The organism is Sphingomonas sp. PAMC26645, assembly GCF_004795835.1.
GTDB lineage: Bacteria > Pseudomonadota > Alphaproteobacteria > Sphingomonadales > Sphingomonadaceae > Sphingomonas.
Window position 1 is genome coordinate 2,581,234 of record NZ_CP039249.1, and the last position, 19,366, is coordinate 2,600,599.

The 19,366-nt window shown below is 65.7% G+C and carries 16 protein-coding genes; 5 read left to right on the forward strand and 11 right to left on the reverse strand.

All coding sequences use genetic code 11. From position 1 onward, the window contains the following. Positions 1–4: 4 nt before the first annotated feature. From E5673_RS11940 to hppD, 5 genes are all read right to left on the reverse strand, one after another. Positions 5–979, reverse strand: a complete 975-nt coding sequence (locus E5673_RS11940) for a rhodanese-related sulfurtransferase (RefSeq protein ID WP_136190174.1) — start codon at positions 977–979, stop codon at positions 5–7. 55 nt (positions 980–1,034) lie between these two features. Continuing rightward, positions 1,035–1,400: a Rieske (2Fe-2S) protein gene (locus E5673_RS11945; RefSeq protein WP_136190175.1), complete on the reverse strand. Its 366-nt coding sequence runs from the start codon at positions 1,398–1,400 to the stop codon at positions 1,035–1,037. Next, positions 1,397–2,041 carry a maleylacetoacetate isomerase gene (gene maiA / locus E5673_RS11950; protein ID WP_136190176.1) on the reverse strand — a complete coding sequence of 215 codons (645 nt, stop codon included), beginning with the start codon at positions 2,039–2,041 and terminating at the stop codon, positions 1,397–1,399. Before maiA ends, E5673_RS11945 begins: the two co-directional genes overlap by 4 nt. Beyond that, positions 2,038–3,372, reverse strand: a complete 1,335-nt coding sequence (hmgA, locus tag E5673_RS11955; RefSeq protein WP_136190177.1) for a homogentisate 1,2-dioxygenase — start codon at positions 3,370–3,372, stop codon at positions 2,038–2,040. The genes maiA and hmgA overlap by 4 nt, the downstream gene beginning before the upstream one ends. A 198-nt stretch (positions 3,373–3,570) precedes the next feature. Beyond that, positions 3,571–4,641, reverse strand: a complete 1,071-nt coding sequence (hppD, locus tag E5673_RS11960; RefSeq protein ID WP_136190178.1) for a 4-hydroxyphenylpyruvate dioxygenase — start codon at positions 4,639–4,641, stop codon at positions 3,571–3,573. A 79-nt stretch (positions 4,642–4,720) separates the two neighbouring features. Here hppD and E5673_RS11965 point away from each other — a divergent pair, with 79 nt between their 5' ends. Then, positions 4,721–5,221: a MarR family winged helix-turn-helix transcriptional regulator gene (locus tag E5673_RS11965; RefSeq protein ID WP_210731732.1), complete on the forward strand. Its 501-nt coding sequence runs from the start codon at positions 4,721–4,723 to the stop codon at positions 5,219–5,221. On the opposite strand, the gene E5673_RS11970 is transcribed toward E5673_RS11965, so the two are convergent. Beyond that, positions 5,176–6,051, reverse strand: coding sequence for a LysR family transcriptional regulator (locus tag E5673_RS11970; RefSeq protein WP_136190179.1), 876 nt, complete (start codon positions 6,049–6,051; stop codon positions 5,176–5,178). The two genes, E5673_RS11965 and E5673_RS11970, sit on opposite strands and share 46 nt — an antisense overlap. Before the next feature lie 93 nt (positions 6,052–6,144). Between E5673_RS11970 and E5673_RS11975 the strand changes: the two genes are divergently transcribed. Next, positions 6,145–8,253 (forward strand): malate synthase G, encoded by a 2,109-nt coding sequence (locus tag E5673_RS11975; RefSeq protein WP_210731733.1) that lies wholly within the window; start codon positions 6,145–6,147, stop codon positions 8,251–8,253. Continuing rightward, positions 8,253–8,780, forward strand: a complete 528-nt coding sequence (locus E5673_RS11980; RefSeq protein WP_136190180.1) for a gamma carbonic anhydrase family protein — start codon at positions 8,253–8,255, stop codon at positions 8,778–8,780. Before E5673_RS11975 ends, E5673_RS11980 begins: the two co-directional genes overlap by 1 nt. A 41-nt stretch (positions 8,781–8,821) precedes the next feature. Here E5673_RS11980 and E5673_RS11985 read toward each other — a convergent pair whose 3' ends face one another. From E5673_RS11985 to E5673_RS12000, 4 genes are all read right to left on the reverse strand, one after another. Next, on the reverse strand, positions 8,822–10,156 hold the full coding sequence (locus tag E5673_RS11985) for a porin (RefSeq protein ID WP_136190181.1): 1,335 nt from the start codon (positions 10,154–10,156) through the stop codon (positions 8,822–8,824). A gap of 50 nt (positions 10,157–10,206) precedes the next feature. After that, positions 10,207–10,617 (reverse strand): DUF2147 domain-containing protein, encoded by a 411-nt coding sequence (locus E5673_RS11990; protein WP_136190182.1) that lies wholly within the window; start codon positions 10,615–10,617, stop codon positions 10,207–10,209. 270 nt (positions 10,618–10,887) lie between these two features. Beyond that, complete coding sequence (locus E5673_RS11995; protein WP_136191491.1) at positions 10,888–13,215, reverse strand: 3-hydroxyacyl-CoA dehydrogenase/enoyl-CoA hydratase family protein; 2,328 nt, start codon at positions 13,213–13,215, stop codon at positions 10,888–10,890. Beyond that, on the reverse strand, positions 13,215–14,351 hold the full coding sequence (locus E5673_RS12000) for a thiolase family protein (protein ID WP_136190183.1): 1,137 nt from the start codon (positions 14,349–14,351) through the stop codon (positions 13,215–13,217). The genes E5673_RS11995 and E5673_RS12000 overlap by 1 nt, the downstream gene beginning before the upstream one ends. A 131-nt stretch (positions 14,352–14,482) precedes the next feature. Here E5673_RS12000 and E5673_RS12005 point away from each other — a divergent pair, with 131 nt between their 5' ends. After that, positions 14,483–16,168 carry a long-chain fatty acid--CoA ligase gene (locus E5673_RS12005; RefSeq protein ID WP_247599368.1) on the forward strand — a complete coding sequence of 562 codons (1,686 nt, stop codon included), beginning with the start codon at positions 14,483–14,485 and terminating at the stop codon, positions 16,166–16,168. Continuing rightward, entirely contained in the window at positions 16,165–16,557 is a 393-nt protein-coding gene (locus E5673_RS12010) for a MerR family DNA-binding transcriptional regulator (RefSeq protein ID WP_120300301.1), read from the forward strand. Before E5673_RS12005 ends, E5673_RS12010 begins: the two co-directional genes overlap by 4 nt. Positions 16,558–16,881: 324 nt before the next feature. Here E5673_RS12010 and E5673_RS12015 read toward each other — a convergent pair whose 3' ends face one another. Beyond that, a complete protein-coding gene (locus E5673_RS12015) occupies positions 16,882–19,356 on the reverse strand; it encodes a PhoX family phosphatase (RefSeq protein ID WP_136190184.1) in 2,475 nt (824 codons plus the stop codon). Positions 19,357–19,366 lie beyond the last annotated feature (10 nt).

Below are 19,366 nucleotides of genomic sequence, written 5' to 3' on the forward strand. Positions count from 1 at the left end.
TTCGTTAGCCATCGACCTCGAGCGCGGCTCCGGCATGCGTCTTTGGCAAAACCGCCCCGACATGCGCCTCGCCCCGAGCCTCTGCCAACCGCATCTGCCGCTCGCGCTCCGCATACCCCGCCCGCTGCGCCTCATCCCGTGCGTCATAGCACGCCGGGCAACTCACCCCCTCGACATATAGAGGCGAAGCACGGTCCTCCACGCTCACCGGCATCCGGCACGCATGGCACAGCACATGACTTCCCAGCGCTAGACCATGTCCAACCGCAACCCGCTGATCGAACACGAAACATTCCCCCTCCCACAGGCTTTCCGCCGCGGGCACGGTTTCCAGATATTTCAAGATGCCGCCCTTGAGGTGATACACCTCGTCCAGCCCCTCGGCCTTCAGGAACGCAGTCGACTTCTCGCACCGTATCCCCCCGGTGCAGAACATCGCGATCTTCGGCGGCGGGCCGTCCCCGACCAATTCGTCACGATGCTCGCGAAACCAAGCCGGAAAATCCCGGAACGTCCGCGTCTGCGGATCGACCGCGCCGGCAAACGTCCCGACCGCGACCTCATAGTCGTTGCGCGTATCGATCAGAATCGTCCCCGGCTCGGCGATCAGTGCATTCCAGTCCTTCGGCTCGACATAATGGCCGACGCCCGTCAGCGGATCGATCGTCGGTTCACCCATCGTCACGATCTCGCGCTTCAGCCGCACCTTCATCCGGTGAAACGGCATCGTCTCCGCGCGCGATTCCTTGACGTCGAGGTCGGCACATCCCGGCAACGCGCGGATATGCGCGAGTACCGCGTCGATCCCCTCTTCGGACCCCGTGATCGTTCCGTTGATCCCTTCGGCGGCGAGCAGCAGCGTCCCCTTCACCCCGTTCGAGCAGCAGGCGAGCGCGAGCGGCGGCTGGATCGCGGCGATGTCGGCGAACGGCGTGAAGCGGTACAGCGCCACGACGCGAATGGGCATGGTTTCGGTCATCGGTTCATCGTGCAGGGGAGGAGATGCGCTCCCTTAGCGCAAGTCGCCCGCCGCGTCAGCCTGCGGTGACGATCATCCCGTCGACTACCGCGACCGGCCAAGGCGTCAGCCGCGTTCCCCCGCATGGTCCGCCGACGCACGCGCCGTTGTCGATCTCGAACAGCGCGGAATGCCAGCTACACGCGATCAGGTCCCCGCGCGGCGTGAGATACTCGTCGAGCACCTGCGCGAGCGGCAGTCCCATGTGCGGGCAGCGATCGACATAGCCGAACACCGCGTCGTCCTTGCGCACGACGAACCCGTGGAAGCGGCCGGCGCGCATCTGCAGCACGAAGTTCCGCGCCTTGCCGTCCACGATCGCGTCGAGCGGCGCGAGCTTGATCCCGGCCGGCGTCGCGATCAGCCGTTCGCCGTCGCTCATGCGCGGTCCGCGTCCGGTTGCCGATCCGGATGCGCGGCGGCGAAAGCGGGGAGAGCGCGGGCGTTCTCTGCCGCCGCCTTGAGCTTCGGGTAAGGTGAGAGATCGACCGCAAACCGTTCCGCGGAGTAGACCTGCGGGACGAGGTGACAATCGGCGATCGTCGGTGTCGTCCCGAACGCGAAGCCGTCGCCATGCCGCGCGATCTGCGTCTCGATCGCGGCGAAACCGTCGCCGATCCAGCGTGCGATCCAGCGGTTCACCACAGCCTCGTCCACTCCGAATTCGGTGCGCAAGGCGTTCAAGATACGAAGATTATTCACCGGATGAATGTCGCACGCGATCGTCGCGGCCATCGCACGGACGATCGCCCGGCCGTTCGCGTCGCCAGGAAGCAGCGGTGGATCGGGGTACGTCTCCTCGATCCATTCGAGGATCGCGGGGCTTTGCGTCAGGACCGCGTCTTTGGTCTCTAGAGCCGGCACGAGCCCCTGCGGGTTGAGCGTGCGGTAGCCAGCCTCGCGTTGCGCGCCTTTGCGAAGGTCGTGCGTGACCTGCGCATACGCCACGCCCTTCAGCGCCAGCGCGATGCGAACGCGGTAGGCGGTGGTCGAGCGCCAGTAACCGTGTAATGTCAGGCTCACTTCGGCAGGATCGCCTTGGGGAAGTCCGACCAGACCGCATCATAATCGAGTTGCGAATGCTCGAGCGCATAGGCGGTCGGCTTGTACGGCCAGCAGCTCTCCAACATGAACGCCATCGTCCCGTCGATCTTGTGCGGCTTCAGGTCGGCCGCGCTCGCACCCTGCCAGCTCGCCAGATCCGGCCCGTGGCCCGACATGAGGTTGTGCAGCGATATACCGCCCGGTGCGAACCCCTCGGCTTTCGCGTCATATGCGCCGGTAATCAGGCCCATAGCCTCGGACATGACGTTGCGGTGGAACCAGGGCGGCCGGAACGTACCCTCGGCGACCATCCAGCGTGGCGGGAAGATCACGAAATCGGCGTTCGCGCGACCGGGCACGTCGCTCGGCGAGGTCAGGAGCGTGAAGATCGATGGATCGGGATGGTCGAAGCTGACCGTGTTGATTGTGTTGAACCGCGACAAATCGTAGCGCCACGGCGCCAAGTTGCCGTGCCACGCGACGACGTCGAGCGGCGAGTGATCGAGCGTCGTGGTCCACAGCGACCCCATGAACTTCTGAACCACCTCGACCGGCTCGTCGCGGTCCTCGAACCACGCGACCGGCGTCTCGAAATCGCGCGGGTTGGCGAGGCCGTTGGCGCCGATCGGGCCGAGATCGGGCAGACGGAACAGCGCGCCGTGATTCTCCGCGACATAACCGCGCGCTTCGCCATCGGGGAGTTCGGCGCGGAAGCGCACGCCGCGGGGGATCAGCGCGATCTGGCCGGGGGCGATGTCGATACGGCCGAGTTCGGTCAGCAACCGGAGCAGTCCGGCCTGCGGCACGAACAGCAGTTCGCCGTCCGCATCTATGAAAACGCGCGTCGTCATGTCGGCGTTGGCCGCATAGACATGGAGTGCCACGCCTTCGAGATCGGCGGGTTCGCGGTTGGCGAGCATCGTCGTCATGCCGTCGATCAGATCGGTGCCAGGAGTGGGCGCCTCGATGGGATCCCAGCGCAGGCGGTTGGGCGCGAGCGGCGCATCGGTGGTGCCGGGCGCAAACCGCTTGGCGCCGGCGTAGCGCTCGAACGGGGGATGCTCCGCGGTCGGGCGCATCCGGTAGAGCCAGCTGCGGCGGTTCTCGTGGCGCGGTGCGGTGAACGCGGTACCGGAGAGCTGCTCGGTATAGAGGCCGAACGCAGGGCGCTGCGGCGAATTGCGGCCGATCGGCAGTGCGCCGGGGATCGCCTCTGTCGATACGTGGTTGCCGAAGCCGGGCTGATACGCCGTGTCTTCGGTCTGGCCGGCGGTCTCGCCTGCGGCATTGGTCGGCTGGTGGATTGTCATGGCTTCCTCTCCGTCACCTGTTCCGATCAACGCCCGAACCGCCGGCCGTTCAAACTCTTACCCCTCTCCCCTCGGGGGAGAGGGAGGGAGACGCGCACTTGCGCGGCGGAAGGGTGAGGGCACGTGCTGGCGTAGCCCGTGCCCTCACCCTCGGCGCTAGCGCGCCTATCCCTCTCCCCGAGGGAGAGGGCTTAGAACTTACGCGTCGACCGTTATGACCCCGCGGCGGATCTGATCCAACTCGATCGACTCGTACAACGCCTGGAAATTGCCGTTGCCGAAGCCCTCATTCCCCTTGCGCTGGATGATCTCGAAGAAGATCGGCCCGAACATGTTCTCGGTGAATATCTGGAGCAACAACCCCTCCTCGCCGACATTGCCATCGATCAGGATGCGGTTGCGGCGCAGGCGCTCCAGGTCGTGGCCGTGGTTCGGCACGCGCTTGTCGACCAGCTCGTAATAGGTCTCGATCGTGTCCTGCAGCTTGACGCCGCGCGCGCGCAGCTTCTCGACCGTCTCGAAGATGTCGTCGGTGGTCAGCGCCAGATGCTGGATGCCCTCGCCGTTGTAATCCTTGATGAATTCCTCGATCTGGCTCTTGTCGTCCTGGCTCTCGTTGAGCGGGATCCGGATCGCACGGTCGGGGGCGATCATCGCCTGGCTGAACAGACCGGTCGCCTTGCCCTTGATGTCGAAATACTTCTGCTCCTCGAAGCCGAAGATCTGGCCGTAGAACTCGGCCCAAGTCCGCATCTGGCCACGCTTCACGTTGTGCGTGAGGTGATCGAGCAGATCGAGCCCTACGTTGTTCTCGGCTTCGGCTTCGGCCGCGCCCGGCACCGCATTCCAGTCGTCGTACAGGCTGCCGGCCGCGCCGTGCTTGTCGACCAGATACAGCAGCGAACCGCCGATCCCTTCGAGCACATAGCTGCCCTCGCCGAGCGCGCCCATGCTCGCATCGGCCGCCTTGGCGCCGCGGGCGAGCGCCGCGTCGAAGGCTTCCTTGGCGTCATGAACGCGGAACGCCATGCCGCTCGCCGACGGGCCATGATCCGCGTGGAATGCCGCCGCATGACCACCGTCCTCGCGGTTGAGCAGCAGGTTGATGCGGCCCTGCTTGTAGCGCGTGACGGCCTTGGTCGGGTGAATCGAGGCGGCGACGAAGCCGAATTGCTCGAACTGCGCGGCCATCCGGTCGGGATCGGGCGACGTGAATTCGGCGAACTCGAACCCGTCGAGACCCATCGGGTTTACGTCCATATGGTCCATGATCACATCCTGACAGTTGGTATCCGTTGTTACCAATCTGGCGGGTTGAACAACTGGTGTCAATCGTTACGATTTTGATATGCCCAACTCCGATGCCACTCGCGCACTCGTCCTGGACGATTTCATCCCGTATCGCCTGTCGATCACCTCGAACCTCGTCAGCGAGGCGGTGGCGGATACGTATGAGGCGCTGTTCGGGCTGACGATCCCGGAGTGGCGGCTGGTGGCGGTGGTCGCCGAGGCGGATGGAATCACGCAACAGCAGGTCGGCCAGCAGACCCGGATGGACAAGGTCACGGTCAGTCGCGCGGCGATCGCGCTGGTCGAACGCGGGCTGATGCAGCGGCATGCGAACCCCGAGGATCGCCGCTCGCATCTGTTGAAGCTCACAGGTGATGGTCACACGCTTTACGCCTCGGTCGCGCCAAAAGCGCTTGATCTGGAGCGCCGGATCTTCGCCGGGTTCTCAGGCGCAGAGGTGGAGCAGTTCGTGGCGATGCTGAGACGGATCGATGCGGTGACGATTGACCTCGTTCAGGACTCCCATGGCGGCGTCGGTGACCAGAGGCTGCGCAGGTAATCGAGTAGTGCAGCGGTACCCGACGACACCGGGCCGCGCGCATGGACTGCATAGATTCCGACGTCCGCAGACCCGGCCAGTTCCGGCAGGATGCGGACGAGGCGGCCACTCGAAAGGTCCGCGCTCACGTCCCACAGCGAGCGCAGCGCGATGCCGACGCCAGCCAGCGTGAGTTCGCGCACGACTTCGCTGGAGTTGGTTGCGACGTAGCTCGGGCGATCGATCGTAACGTCGCCATCTGGTCCGGCCAGGCGCCAAGGCATCTGGCCCTTCGCTGCGAGCAGGCGGTGTTCCGTAAGATCGGCCGCGTCGCACGGCGCACTGTAGCTCGGAGCAGCGCACAGGACCCGACGGGTGTCGGCGAGGCGATGGCCGGTCAGGCTTGGCGGCACGGCTGGGGCGATCCGGATCGCGAGGTCGAGCCGGTCGCCGATGACGTCCGAGAAGCCGTCCGACAGATCTAGGTCGAGTTCGATTGCCGGATACGCGTCGAGGAACGGCTTGAGGTGCGGCGCGATGTGGAGGCGGCCGAACGACGTAGGTGCGCTGACCCGTAGTGGACCGGCCGGCGTATCCGTGCGGTCCGACACCCGCGCCTCGGCGTCGCGGATCGCGGCGAGGATATCCACCATGTCGCGGTGATAGGCGGCACCCCGTGCCGTAAGGTCGAGGCGGCGAGTGGTCCGGTTGAGCAACCGCACGCCAAGCCGTGCCTCCAGCCGCGCGATCCGTTTCGACACCATTGCTGGCGAGATACCCATCGAACGCCCCGCCGCACTGAGGCTGGCGGTGCGGACGACTTCGGCGAAGAGGACGATGTCGGGATCCATTCGTTCTCCAGGCGATCAACAGCTTTCGGTTTATAGTGTCTAGTGGCGAAGGTGGCGGGCGTCTATCATCGCAGCAGAGTATAGGAGAGCAGCATGGCCGAGATGATCAAAAAGGCAGGCCTGAAGGTCGCCGCATCGCTCGTGGACTTCATAGAGACACAGGCGTTGCCGGGGACGGGTCTCGACGCCGCCGCGTTCTGGCAAGGCGTGTCCGATATCTACGCCCGGTTCGCGCCGGAAAACACCGCGCTACTCGCTGTTCGCGACGACCTTCAGGCCAAGATCGATGCCTGGCACGAAGCCCGCGCCGGCAAGCCGATCGACCAGGCCGAGTATCAGGCTTTCCTGCGCGCGATCGGCTATCTGGTCGACGAGCCTGCGCCGTTCGCGGTCGCCCCGACCAAGGTCGATGCGGAGGTCGCCTCGCTCGCCGGCGCGCAGTTGGTGGTGCCTATCCTCAACGCGCGCTTCCTGCTGAACGCGGCGAACGCGCGGTGGGGGAGCCTGTACGACGCGCTCTACGGCACCGATGCGATTCCCGGCGCGGCGTCGGGCAAGGGGTATGACGCCGCCCAAGGCGCGCAGGTAATTGCCTGGGCGAAGGCCTTCCTCGACGATGCCGTGCCGTTGACGAACGGGTCGTGGACCGACTGGACCGGTGGCACGCCGCAGCTCGCCGAGCCGAGCCAGCTCGTCGGGCACGAAGGCGACAATATCCTGTTGCGCCACAACGGCCTGCACATCGAACTGGTAATCGACTCCCAGCATCCAATCGGCCGCGACGACCCTGCAAACCTCGCCGACGTCGTGCTCGAATCCGCGCTCAGCACGATCGCCGATCTCGAGGACTCGATCGCCGCAGTTGATGCGGAGGACAAGGTGGCCGCCTATGCCAATTGGCTCGGGCTGATGAAGGGCGACCTGACCGCCAGCTTCGACAAGGGCGGCCGCACGGTCACGCGCTCGCTCGAACCAGACCGGCAGTACACCGCCCTCAACGGTAGCGCGTTCACGCTCCCCGGTCGCAGCCTGATGTTCGTGCGCAATGTTGGCCATCTGATGACAACGCCTGCGATTCTGCTCGCTGACGGCGGCGAGGCGCCCGAGGGTATCCTCGACGGCATCGTCACGTCGCTGATCGGCCTGCACGACCTGAAGAGCACCGGCCCGATCCGCAACAGCCGCGCGGGCTCGATCTATATCGTCAAACCGAAGATGCACGGGCCCGACGAAGCCGCCTTCACCAACCGGCTGTTCGACGGAATCGAAGACCTGCTCGGGCTCGCGCGCCACACGATCAAGGTCGGTGTGATGGACGAGGAGCGCCGCACCTCCGCCAACCTCGCCGCCTGCATCGCCGCGGTAAAGGACCGCGTCGTGTTCATCAACACCGGCTTCCTCGACCGCACCGGCGACGAGATGCACACGTCGATGCGCGCCGGCCCGATGATCCGCAAGGGCGAGATGAAGGCGTCGTCGTGGATCAAGGCGTATGAGGATCGCAACGTCCAGATCGGCCTCGCCTGCGGGCTCAGCGGCAAGGCGCAGATCGGCAAGGGCATGTGGGCCGCGCCGGACCGGATGGCGGACATGCTGGAGCAGAAGATCGCGCATCCGATGACCGGTGCGAACACTGCCTGGGTACCGTCGCCGACCGCCGCGACGCTGCACGCGACGCATTACCACCGGGTCGACGTCTTCGCGCGGCAGGCGGAAAGAAAGGCCGAGCCGATCGCCTCGCTCGACGCGCTGCTGACGATCCCCGTCGCGACCGGGCATAACTGGCAGCCGGACGAGGTTCGCGAGGAGCTGGAGAACAACGCGCAGGGCATTCTCGGCTATGTGGTGCGCTGGGTCGACCAGGGCGTCGGCTGCTCGAAGGTGCCGGACATCCATGACATCGGCCTAATGGAGGATCGCGCGACGCTGCGGATCAGTTCGCAGCACATGGCGAACTGGCTGCTTCATGGGATCGCTACGCCCGAAGAGGCTGACGCGGCGCTGCGGCGGATGGCGGCGAAGGTGGATGCGCAGAATGCGGGCGATCCGCTGTACCGGCCGATGGCGGGGCGGGAGGACGAGAGCCTTGCGTTCCGAGCCGCCCGGGCGCTCGTGTTCGATGGTCTCACGCAGCCGAGCGGCTATACCGAGCCGCTGCTCCACGCGTTCCGCGCGCGGGCAAAGGAAAGGGACGCTGCCTGATGCCGCTGTACGAGATCGAGGGTAAACGACCGACGCTGGCCGACGACGTCTGGGTGGCGCCATCGGGCGACGTCATCGGCGACGCACGGTTGGGGGAGGGCGCGAGCGTCTGGTTCGGTGCGGTGATCCGCGCGGACAACACGCCGATCCTCGTCGGCGCGCGAACGAACATCCAGGAGGGCGCGATGCTGCATTCCGATCCCGGTGCGCCGCTGACCATCGGCGAGGGTTGCACGATCGGCCATCACGTGATCCTCCACGGCTGCACGATTGGTAACAATGTGCTGGTCGGGATGGGCGCGACGATCCTCAACAACGCGGTGATCGGCGACGATTGCCTGATCGGTGCGAACGCGCTGGTGACGGAGGGGAAGGTGTTTCCGGCCGGGAGCCTGATCGTCGGCGCGCCAGCCAAGGCGGTCCGCGAACTCTCCCCGGAGGCGATTGCGGGGCTGAAGATGTCCGCGGCGTCGTACGCGGCCAAGCAGCGCATCTACGCCGACGGCTTGAGACTGGTCGAGGTATAAAACCCTCCCCCTTGCGGGGGAGGATCGTGAAGGTGGGACCCTTAGAAGCTCAGCCGGCCACCGAGCGACAGCACGACGGCCGACGCATCGCGCAGTGCACCGGAGGTCAGGATGTTCGTCTGTGCGGCGGTGCCGACATAGGCGGCAGTCCTGCGGTCGATCGTGGTGTTCTCGAAGTCGACATATTGCGCGGCGGCATCGAGTGCGATGCGCGAGGTCAACTGGTACGACCCACCCGCCGCATAGGTCCAGCGGTCGGCGTCGGGCACGCGGGCATCGCGCAAGCCGTCCTGCGTCGGAGTCTTGGTGCGCTGGACACCCGCGCGGATCGTCGCCTTGGGGGTGACAGCGTAATCGAAGCCGCCTGCGAGGCTCCAGCTGTCCTGGTAGTTTTCAGGGATCGCGGTGTTCAGCGGGGCACCGAGATCGATCGTGTCGAACTTGCTCCAGTTGTACGCGACGACCTGCGCATTGAGCGTCAGCGCGTTGGTGGCACGGATACGACCGGCGACGATCACCTGGCCCGGCGTGTTGAAGCTCGCCTTGGCGCCGTCGATCGAGACGTTCGAGCTCGCCAGCGGGCCGACCAGCCCCGTGATGTTCAGGCTGCCCTTCAGATTGTGGCGGATGCTCGACTTGTAGCTGACGCCGACGGTCGCGAAGTCGTTGTGCAGCTGAACGCCTGCAGTCCAGCCGAAGTCCCAGCCGTCACCCTTCAACTCCTGGAAGCCATCGGGCAGCGCCGCAGACAGGTTGGGGAGCGCGTTGTTCAGCGTCGCATCGGTATATTCGACGTTCAGCGCACCACCGACACGGAGCCAGTCGGTCACCGCAACGCCGATCGACGGCTGGATGTCGATCGTCCGCAGCCGCGTCTTGTCCGCGCTATAGCGTGCCCAGCTGTTCGCCTCGTAATTGGTGGTGAAGCTGAACGGCGACGTCACCGCGACGCCGATCGCGATCCGGTCGGTCAGCGGATAGGCGATCGCGCCCGACGGAACGACACCCTTGTTGATCGGATCGCTCGACGTACCGTTGCCGCCGACCGGCGCGTAATTGAACCCGGTTGGACGGCCGGTCGTGGGCGAGAAGGTCGGGCGGCCGATGAGCGTGCCGGTGTCGACGACGTCGCCCTTGGGCAGGATCGCGCTTGCGCTCAGTGTCGCGCTACCATCGCGGATACCGGCGATCGCGGCCGGGTTCCACCACAGCGAGTCAGGACCGGTATCGGCGCCTTCGCCCGAGAATGCGCGGCCTGCGCCGCGCGCGGACTGCGCCTGGAGATAGAAGGCGTCGGCGTAGGCTGTGCTGGCGAAGCCGAAGGCGGAGACGAGTGCGGATACCGCGAGAAGCGGAGCTTTGGTGCGAAGTATCATGGGTAAGGTCCTGAAAGCTATACTGATAATAGGGAAGAGGAAGCCGCGCCTCAGCGCACACGCGTCCAGGTCTGGGTTTTGCAAAGCGGGAAGAAAACGCAGCCGCGCAGCTTGAGCTGGTTCGCACCGAGCGGCGTGATCTTGCCGCTATAGGTCTTGCCGTCCTCAGCATTATAGACCTGACCGCTGCTCCACACGCCGTCCGAGTCCGACTTGAACCCGCTGAGCATCTGCAGGCCCTGGATCGGGCGACTGCGCAGCGCGGTGTTGGAATTGTTCGCGTCCTTCATCGAAGGATTCGCGCGCAACGCGTCGGAGGTAAGGATCTTGCCACAGATCGACGGGCCGCAACGAGCGATCTCGACGATGGCGTTGTGCGTCTCGGTCTTCCAGCGGCCAATGACGGTCTCGGGCGTGGCAGACGCGCCGGCGAGCAGGGCGGTGGCGATCAACAGGGACATCTTCTATCCTCTCCTAGTGTCGTTTGGCGCGCCGTATGCGTACGGTCGCTAAAATCTCGTAAAGTCGGCGACGTTACCGCGACCTCGTTGCCGTATACGGCAGTTATCGGTCCCGACTAGAATTGTACGAAGACAAGTCAAGTCTTCTTACTGATTTCGGGCGGTGAAAAAGTGTTCATGCGCACGGTGTGCCCCCGGACAGGCGGGGGCCCAGGATCACGAACGCAACGCTGCTTGACCCTGGGCCCCCGCTTTCACGGGGGAACAGTCTTAGTTGCGGAGTGGTTTGCCAGTCTGCAGCATGTGCACGACTCGCGCCTGCGTCCGCGGATCCTTCACGCTCGCCATGAACGCCGCGCGCTCCAGGTCGAGCATCTGATCCTCGGTCACCGTATCGACCAGATCGGCCTCGCCGCCGGTCAGCACCTCGGCAAGACGATCCGCGACGACGAGGTCGTAGTCGGTCGCCATGCCCTTCTTGTGGAAGTCCGCCACTGCCATGTTGAGCCCTGTCCGGCCGCTTGCGCCCGCCAGGCGGAAGGTCGGCTTCTCCGGCGCGACATAGCCGTCAACCAGCGACAGCGCCTTGGCTTTCGCATCCGCGAGCAACCGGTCGCGGTTCATCGTGATGCCGTCGGCCTTGCGCAGGATCATCATCTCCTTCGCCTCCGCTGCCGACTTGGCGACCTGCGCGGTGGAGACCGCCTGGAACACCTTGGTCAGCACTGGCATCGGGCCGTTCGGCAGCGTGCGCGACTTGGTCCAGCGATCGAGCATCTCGCCATTGCCGCCCCAGCCGGGGACAAGGCCGACGCCGCATTCGACGAGCCCGGCATAGGTCTCGGCATGCGCCTGCACCGCGTCCGAGTGGAGCAGGATCTCGCAGCCACCGCCGAGCGCGAGGCCGGCGGGTGCGCTGACGACCGGGAAGGGGGCGTATTTAAGCGCCTTGTACGCCTGCTGCCCGCCCGAGACGCTGGCCTCGACCATGTCCCAAAGGCCTGCCCCGACCGCGAACATCGCCGCGCCCAGGTTCGCGCCCGCCGAGAAGTTCGCCGCCTCATTATACACCACCAGCGCCTTGAAGCGCTCGCGTACGACCGGGATCGCCTCGTTGATGAGCGCGACGACCTGATCGTCGAGCGCGTTCATCTTGGTGTGGAACTCGAGCGCCGCGACGCCGTCGCCGACATCCCAGAGCGACGCCGACAGGTTCATCATGATCGGCTGCGAGCGAAGCTTGATGTCCTCCAGCAATTCGACGCCGTCGGCGCGCGGCACGTCGGCATACTCACCGCCAGCCGTGAGGTACTGACGCTGGCCGTTCTCGACGCGATAGAACGGTCGATCGCCCGCGGTCGTCAGGATCGCAGGAACGTCGCGACCTTCCTCGGCGAGGCGCGCGGCGAGCACGCCGGGACCCATCCGGTCGATCAGCTCGAACGGCCCGTATTTCCAGTTATACCCCAGCTTCATCGCGTCATCGATCGCGACGACATCGTCCGCCGCCTCGCCGACGAGCATCGCCGCGTAGGACAGCGTGTTGCCGAGGATCGACCACGCATAGGTGCCGATCTTGCCCGGCTCCGCGATCAGTGCGGCAAGGTCCTTGCCGGCCTTGCCCGGCAACTCCGCCGGCTTGGCCTCAGGCCGATACTCGCCGGTCGCTAGGTCCAGCGACAACTTGGTCCGCGTCGCCTTGTCGAAGCGGTAGAAGCCACCCTTGCCCTTGCGGCCGGTGAACCCTTCCGCGATCATCTTGTCGACCAGCGGCAGCGGACGCACCGTATCGAAATACGGATCGCCCGCGGGGAGCGTGGAGGAGAGGCTCTTCGACAGCAACGGCATCAAATCGACGCCGACGAGGTCGACGAGCCCGAAGATCCCGGTCTTGGGCACGCCCATCGGACGGCCGCCGATCTGGTCGGCTTCCTCGACGGTCAGCCCCTGGTCCATCGCCGCGTTGATCGCGATCGCCAGCCAGTAGGTGCCGATGCGGTTGGCGATGAAGCCCGGCGTGTCTTTCGCCCGGACGATCCGCTTGCCCATGAAGCGATCGACGAAATCCTCGACCTTCTCCGCGACCGCGACGTCGGTTGCCACGCCGCGGACGATCTCGACCAGCCGCATGTAGCGCGGCGGGTTGAAGAAGTGCGTGATGAGGAAGTCGGCCTTGAACTGGTCCGAACGCCCCTCGACGAGGTTGCCAAGCGGGATCGTCGAGGTGTTCGACGACACCGCTGTGCCAGGACGCTTTAGCGCTTCGAGCTTGGCGTAGAGCGCCTGCTTGATATCGAGCCGCTCGACGATTGCCTCGACGATCCAGTCGCACTCGGCGACTCGGTCGAGGTGATCGTCGATGTTGCCGGTCTCGACCAGCTTGGCCGCGCGCTTCGACATGAAGGGGGCGGGGTCGGTCTTGAGCATCTTAGCGACCGCGCCCTTCGCCACCGCATCGCGGTCGCCGCCCTCGGGCAGGTCGCGCGGTACGATATCGAGTAGCAGCACCGGGATGCCGGCGTTGGCGACTTGCGCCGCAATGCCCGCGCCCATGACGCCTGCGCCAATGACGCAGACCTTTTTCACAGCATCGACCATCATGCGCGCTCCAGCACCGTAGCGATGCCCTGACCGCCGCCGATGCACTGGGTCGCCAGCGCATAGCGGCCGCCCTCGCGCGCCAGCAGCGCGGCCGCCTTGCCGACGATCCGCGCGCCGGTCGCGCCGAGCGGGTGACCGATCGCGATCGCGCCGCCATCGAGGTTGATCGTCTCGTCCTTCAGGCCAAGGTCGCGAATGCAGGCGATCGCCTGGCTCGCGAACGCCTCGTTGATCTCGACCACGTCGAGGTCGGCGACGGTGATCCCGGCACGCTCCAGCGCCTTCTTCGACGCACCGATCGGGCCGAGCCCCATCGTCTCGGGCGCGCAACCCGACACGCCGATCGACTTGATCCGCGCGAGGATTGTCAGGCCGTGCTTCTTCGCGAACTCCTCGGAAGTCACCAGCACCGCGGAAGCGCCGTCGGTCAGCGGCGACGACGTGCCGGCCGTGACCGAACCCTCCGCGCTGAACGCAGGCTTCAGGCTGGCGAGCGCTTCAGTGGTCGTGCCGGCGCGGATCGCGCCGTCCTGGCTGACCGGGCCCGCCTTGGTCTGGATCGTCACGATCTCGTCGGACAAGCGGCCATCGGCGCGCGCCGCGGCGGCCTTGTCCTGGCTCTTGACCGCGAACGCGTCCTGTTCGGCGCGCGTTATCTGGTAGTTGCGTGCTACGTTCTCCGCAGTCTCGCCCATGCCCATGTACGCGCCGGCGCTCTTCTTCGCGAGCTCGGGGTTGGGGAGGGGGTTGTAGCCGCCCATCGGCACGCGGCTCATCGATTCGAGGCCCGCGCAGATGAACGCCTCGCCCGCGCCGACCGCAATTTGGCCGTAAGCGATGTGGATCGCGCTCATCGACGAGCCGCAGAACCGGTTGACCGTCATGCCGCCGACCGAGATCGGCAGGTCGGCGATCTGTGCGATCAGCTTGGCGACGTTGAGGCCCTGCTCGCCCTCGGGGAACGCGCAGCCGAGGATGATGTCCTCGATCTCGGCGGGATCGACGCCGGTCTTGTCCAGCAACCCGCGAATCGTCTGCGCGGCGAGATCGTCCGGACGGACGCGGGCGAGCTCACCCTTGCCGGCGATGTGGAACGGCGAACGGGCGTACCCGGCGATGACGACGTTGGTCACGATGATCCTCTCATATTGCGGTCGACCCGGTTAACGCTTGCGGGTTACCCTTAAGGTGCGATACCTCACCTTTACGTCAAGGTGAAGCGGCCGACAATATGGCTTACGCACACTGAGCAATGGAGAGCGAGATGCAGGACACTTCCGGGGGCAAGGCGATCGGCGTTCCGTTGCTGGGCGAGCCACGGCTGCTGGGCGACATGCTCGACCTGTCGGTGCAGCGGTTCGGGTCGCGCAACGTGCTCGATTTCATGGGCCGGACGCTGACCTACGCCGAGCTAGGCAAGTCGGTCGATCGGGCGGCGCGCGGGCTCCAGGACATGGGTGTCGTGAAGGGCACGCGCGTCGCGCTGTGCCTGCCGAACACGCCCTATTATCCGATCCTGTTCTTCGCGATCCTCAAAGCCGGCGGCGTCGTCGTCAACGTCAACCCGCTCTATGTCGAGCGCGAGCTAGCGCATCTGCTCGAGGATTCGGGCGCGACGATCATCGCCACCTGCGACATCGCCGAGATCCACGCGCGCGTGCTCAAGGTCGCGGGGCAGATGGGCGTGAAGCACGTCATCACCTGCCCGATCGCGGGCGCGCTGCCGACGGTGAAGTCGATCGCCTACCGCATCTTCAAGCGCGCCGAGATTGGTCATGCGCCCAGCGACGCACGGCATTCGACGTTCGATGCGCTGCTGAAAGCGAAGGGCGCGCCTGCTCCGGTCGCTGTCTCCCCGGACGAGGTCGCGGTGCTGCAATATACCGGCGGCACGACCGGTGAGCCCAAGGCGGCGATGCTCAGCCACGCCAATCTCGTCGCGAACGCCGATGCGATGGTCGTGTTCGTCGGCGGCGAGCAGCCGCATCAGGATCGCGTGCTTGGCGCACTGCCACTGTTCCACGTCTTCGCGCTGACCACCGTGCTGACCTATTCGATCCGCACCGGCGCGGAGATGATCCTGATGCCGCGGTTCGAACTCGGAGCGCTGCTGAAAACGATCGAGCGCACCAAGCCCAGCTATTTCCCCGCGGTGCCGACGATCTACGCCGCGATCACCACCGCCGCCGAGACGCAGAAGATCGACTTGTCCTCGATCCACGCCTGCATCTCGGGTGGCGCACCGCTGCCAGCGGAAGTGCGGATCGCGTTCGAGGCGGCGACCGGCGCCAAGCTGTGCGAGGGGTATGGTCTGTCGGAAGCCTCGCCGATCATCACCTGCAACCCGATCGATGGCCTCAACAAGCCGGGCTCCGCCGGGCTGCCCTTTCCCGGCACGACGATCGAGATCCGCGACCGCGAGGACCCGACCCGGCTGCTGCCCGTAGGTGAGAATGGCGAGATCTGCGCGCGTGGGCCCCAAATCACGCAGGGATACTGGCACAAGCCCGCCGCCACCGCCGAGTTGTTCGCGGATGGCGCGCTACGCACCGGTGACGTGGGCCACCTCGACGCGGACGGCTATCTGTTCATCGTCGACCGGATCAAGGATCTGATCCTCGCCGGCGGGTACAACGTCTATCCGCGCGTGATCGAGGAGGCCTTGTACGAACACCCCTCCGTGCTCGAAGCCGTCGTCATCGGCGTCCCCGACAAATACCGCGGCCAGGCGCCCAAGGCGTTCGTGGTGCTGGCCGAAGGTGCGGTCGCTACCCCGCTCGAACTGCGCGATTTTCTCCGCGACAAGATCAGCAAGATCGAGCTTCCCCGCGAGGTCGAAATCCGCGACAGTCTCCCCAAGACGCTGATCGGCAAGCTATCCAAAAAGGAACTTGTCGCTGAAGAGACCGCAAAAGCGGCGGCGTCGGAGGCGAGGGGAGTGGACGCGTGAACGACCGACAGGACGATCTTACCGGCATACAGGAAGTCTCGCGCATGCTCGGCGTGAGCGCGCGAACGCTCAGGTTCTACGAAGACAAGGGGCTGATCGAGCCCTGCCGGATCGGCACCACGCGCGTCTACACGCGGCGCGAAGTCGCCCGGATGCAGCTGATCCTGCGCGGCAAGCGGCTGGGTTTCACGCTGCGCGACATCGAGGAGTTCCTCGACCTCTACGACGCCGATCCGCAGCATGTGGAGCAGATGCGCGCGCTGGCGGAACGATGTCGCCAGCGGATCGATCTGCTCGATGCGCAACGCGAGGCGATCGTGCAAACGCGGGATGAGCTTGAGAAGATCGAGCAGGAGGCTCTCGCGCGGATCCCGGCGGGAACGGTTTAAGGCCTGCGGGACGCGGCACCCCTGAAATTGCACCACCCTTTGAAACTGCCCCACCCCGGCGAAGGCCGGGGCCCAGTTGGAAAGGTGGCAATAACGAAGCGCAGCGCCAATCAGCAACGTCCCCCAACTGGACCCCGGCCTCGGCCGGGGCGGGGCACATTGTGCAGATCGAGGAGCGTGTAAAATCCTCCCACGCCAGGGGGAGGTGGCTGGCACTTGCCAGACGGAGCGGGCGGACAGGATAACCGCTGTTCCGAGTCCTCCCCCTCCGTCACCTTCGGTGCCACCTCCCCCTTGCGGGGGAGGATCGGAAGTTCGCCTGGCTTAAAGCCCCACGACACCCCCGTCGTTTTTCGTGATCACGATCGTCGCAGACCGCGGCCGTGACGGGGTCGTCACCGTCCCCGCCTGGTTAGCCGGCCAGCTGCTCGTGATGTTCGTCGGCCCGCCATTCTCACCCGGATGTTGGATGTTAACGAACAGTGACCGCCCATCCGGCGTCGTATGGATACCGGTGATCTCGCACTCCTTCGGCCCGACCAGGAAGCGGCGAAGCGCCGCCCCAGGTGCCTTGCCGACGCGCGTCGTCACCGAGCCGGTCGCCGCACCGATCGTGTTGGTCAACGTCCGCGTGCCGCCATCGTTGACGATCCCCGGCACCGAGGCGAGCAGCATGCAGTTGGTGACGTCCGTGAATGCGCCGTCATCCGTCTCGATCCACATCACCGGTGCGATCGTCCCCGAAGCATTGCTCGGCAGGCCGAACCACAGGCCGTCCGGCGACGAGAAGTCGTTGGTCGCATCGAGGCCCGACAGGTTGATGTTGGTCGCGTCGAGATCGCTACCCGCACCGAAGGCATAGATGTCCCAAGCGAACGTCGTTGCCTCGGACGTGTCACCGGTCTCGCGCAGGCGGATGATGTGGCCGTTGGCGTTACCCGTGGTCTGGCCGCCCGTGGTCTTGGGATCGACATAGGCGCGCGGGTTGGGGGCGTCCGCGGTAGCCACCGTCCGCGACGAGTTGTTGGTGAGCGTGCAATACATCTCGCCGGTTGCCGGGTTCACCGCCGTCCACTCCGGCCGATCCATGCGCGTCGCACCCAGAGCATCCGCGGCCAGTCGCGTGTTGATCAACACATCGACCTGGCTCGAGAACGGATAGGCTGCGTTGGCCGAGGTGAGGGGCCCCTGGCCGAACACCAGCGGCAACCACTGACCGCTGCCGTCCGCTGCGAGCTTCGCAACGTAAAGCGTTCCTGCATCGAGATACTTGTCACCGATCGCGAGGCGGTTCGCCGCCGTTGCATCCGCCGCAGACCACGGCGTCGCCGACACGAACTTGTAGATATACTCGTTCTGCGCGTCGTCGCCCATGTAGAAGGCCGGCTTCACGCCCGCGATCGTCCGGCCGATCTGGCAGCCCTCATGGTTCATGCGACCGAGCGCGGTCCGCTTGCGCGGCGTCGAAGCTGCGTCGAACGGATCGATCTCGACCACCCAGCCGTACTGGAAGATCTCGTTACGGAAATCGCCCGTGCCATCGGCAGGCGCGCTGACCTGTGCGGTGATGTTCCAGCGCGAATAGATCGTGCTGGTCGTGTCCGCTGGCGTGACCGTCGACCAGCCATAGTTACCGCCGGTGTTGCTCTCGCCCTTGCCGTAGCGCGTCAGCGAGGTGTTCGCCTTGACGCCCACCGGGCCAGTTGCCGCGCGCCGCGCCGCGTCGCCGACTTCGCGCTTGAAATATCCGACCCAGTTCTCTTCGTTTGTCAGGTACGTGTGCCAAGGCATTGTGCCGTTGGCACAATTGTTGATCGTGCCGCGGCCCGTGGTGGCATCCGGCGAGTAGCGCGTCTTGAGGCTGTCGGCGCCGCGCACCGGGCCCGAGAAGCTCATCGGCGTCAGTGGTGTGATGCGACGGTTGAACGACGAGGCGGTCGTGTAGCTCCAGGCGGCGGCGCGGTTGACCTCGATCACCGACACACCGTGGCACTCCATCTCCTTCAGCGCTTCGGCTTCGGGACGGGCGCCTGCGGTCGTGGTCGGGCCGTTCGGATGGAGATAGGCTTGCGTGATGTTCTCATGGTTGAGCACGAGCAGGCCGCGGGTGTTGCCGTTCGCGTCGGGCGTTCCGGTGGCGGACATGCCGAAATAGCTCATGCCGTCATGATGATCGCCCGCGCGCTTCGAGAAGGTCGCGTCGGTGCCGTCATTGGTATAGGCGCCGACGCCGCTGCCGATCGGATCGCCCAGTCGGTACAAGACCGTCACCGCGTAACCCGCAGGCACGGCAACGACATCCGCAAGGCTCTTCGCAACCGCGGTGAAGCCCAGCGAGGCCGCGCCGACGGTCACGCTGGTGTTAGCGCTGACCGAACCGCTGGCCGATACCGCGGTGAACTGGAAGCTGAGGACGGTTCCGGCAGCAGCACCCGGTACGACGAAGGTCGCGGTGGCGGTCGAGGCACCGGCTAGCGTGACGGCGGGGCCGGCGGTCTGCGTCCAGGTCACGCTGTCGACCTGGCCGATCGCTGCACCGGTCAGCGTCGCGACGCGACCCGCGGTCGAGCTGCCGCCGGCGGTCGCCGTCACCGTGACAGGGCTTGAGCCGTTGCCGTCATTGTCGTCGTCGCAGCCGGTCAGCAACATGCCGCCGAACACCGCCGCGGCGGTCGCGGACATGCCGCCCATCAAGGTCTGGCGACGCGAATAGCGCGACTCGATCAGGTCGTTGATATGCGGATTGGCGGTCGGGTTGGTGTCGATATCGCCGTCGGTATAGATGGTCTCGAACGTCATGCTTGGTCCC

Coding starts and splice junctions, on each gene's coding strand:
- E5673_RS11940 (WP_136190174.1), bottom strand. CDS start 979: ATGACCGAAACCATGCCCATTCGCGTCGTGGCGCTGTACCGCTTCACG.
- E5673_RS11945 (WP_136190175.1), bottom strand. CDS start 1,400: ATGAGCGACGGCGAACGGCTGATCGCGACGCCGGCCGGGATCAAGCTC.
- hmgA (WP_136190177.1), bottom strand. CDS start 3,372: ATGACAATCCACCAGCCGACCAATGCCGCAGGCGAGACCGCCGGCCAG.
- hppD (WP_136190178.1), bottom strand. CDS start 4,641: ATGGACCATATGGACGTAAACCCGATGGGTCTCGACGGGTTCGAGTTC.
- E5673_RS11965 (WP_210731732.1), top strand. CDS start 4,721: ATGCCCAACTCCGATGCCACTCGCGCACTCGTCCTGGACGATTTCATC.
- E5673_RS11970 (WP_136190179.1), bottom strand. CDS start 6,051: ATGGATCCCGACATCGTCCTCTTCGCCGAAGTCGTCCGCACCGCCAGC.
- E5673_RS11975 (WP_210731733.1), top strand. CDS start 6,145: ATGGCCGAGATGATCAAAAAGGCAGGCCTGAAGGTCGCCGCATCGCTC.
- E5673_RS11980 (WP_136190180.1), top strand. CDS start 8,253: ATGCCGCTGTACGAGATCGAGGGTAAACGACCGACGCTGGCCGACGAC.
- E5673_RS11985 (WP_136190181.1), bottom strand. CDS start 10,156: ATGATACTTCGCACCAAAGCTCCGCTTCTCGCGGTATCCGCACTCGTC.
- E5673_RS11990 (WP_136190182.1), bottom strand. CDS start 10,617: ATGTCCCTGTTGATCGCCACCGCCCTGCTCGCCGGCGCGTCTGCCACG.
- E5673_RS11995 (WP_136191491.1), bottom strand. CDS start 13,215: ATGGTCGATGCTGTGAAAAAGGTCTGCGTCATTGGCGCAGGCGTCATG.
- E5673_RS12005 (WP_247599368.1), top strand. CDS start 14,483: ATGCAGGACACTTCCGGGGGCAAGGCGATCGGCGTTCCGTTGCTGGGC.
- E5673_RS12015 (WP_136190184.1), bottom strand. CDS start 19,356: ATGACGTTCGAGACCATCTATACCGACGGCGATATCGACACCAACCCG.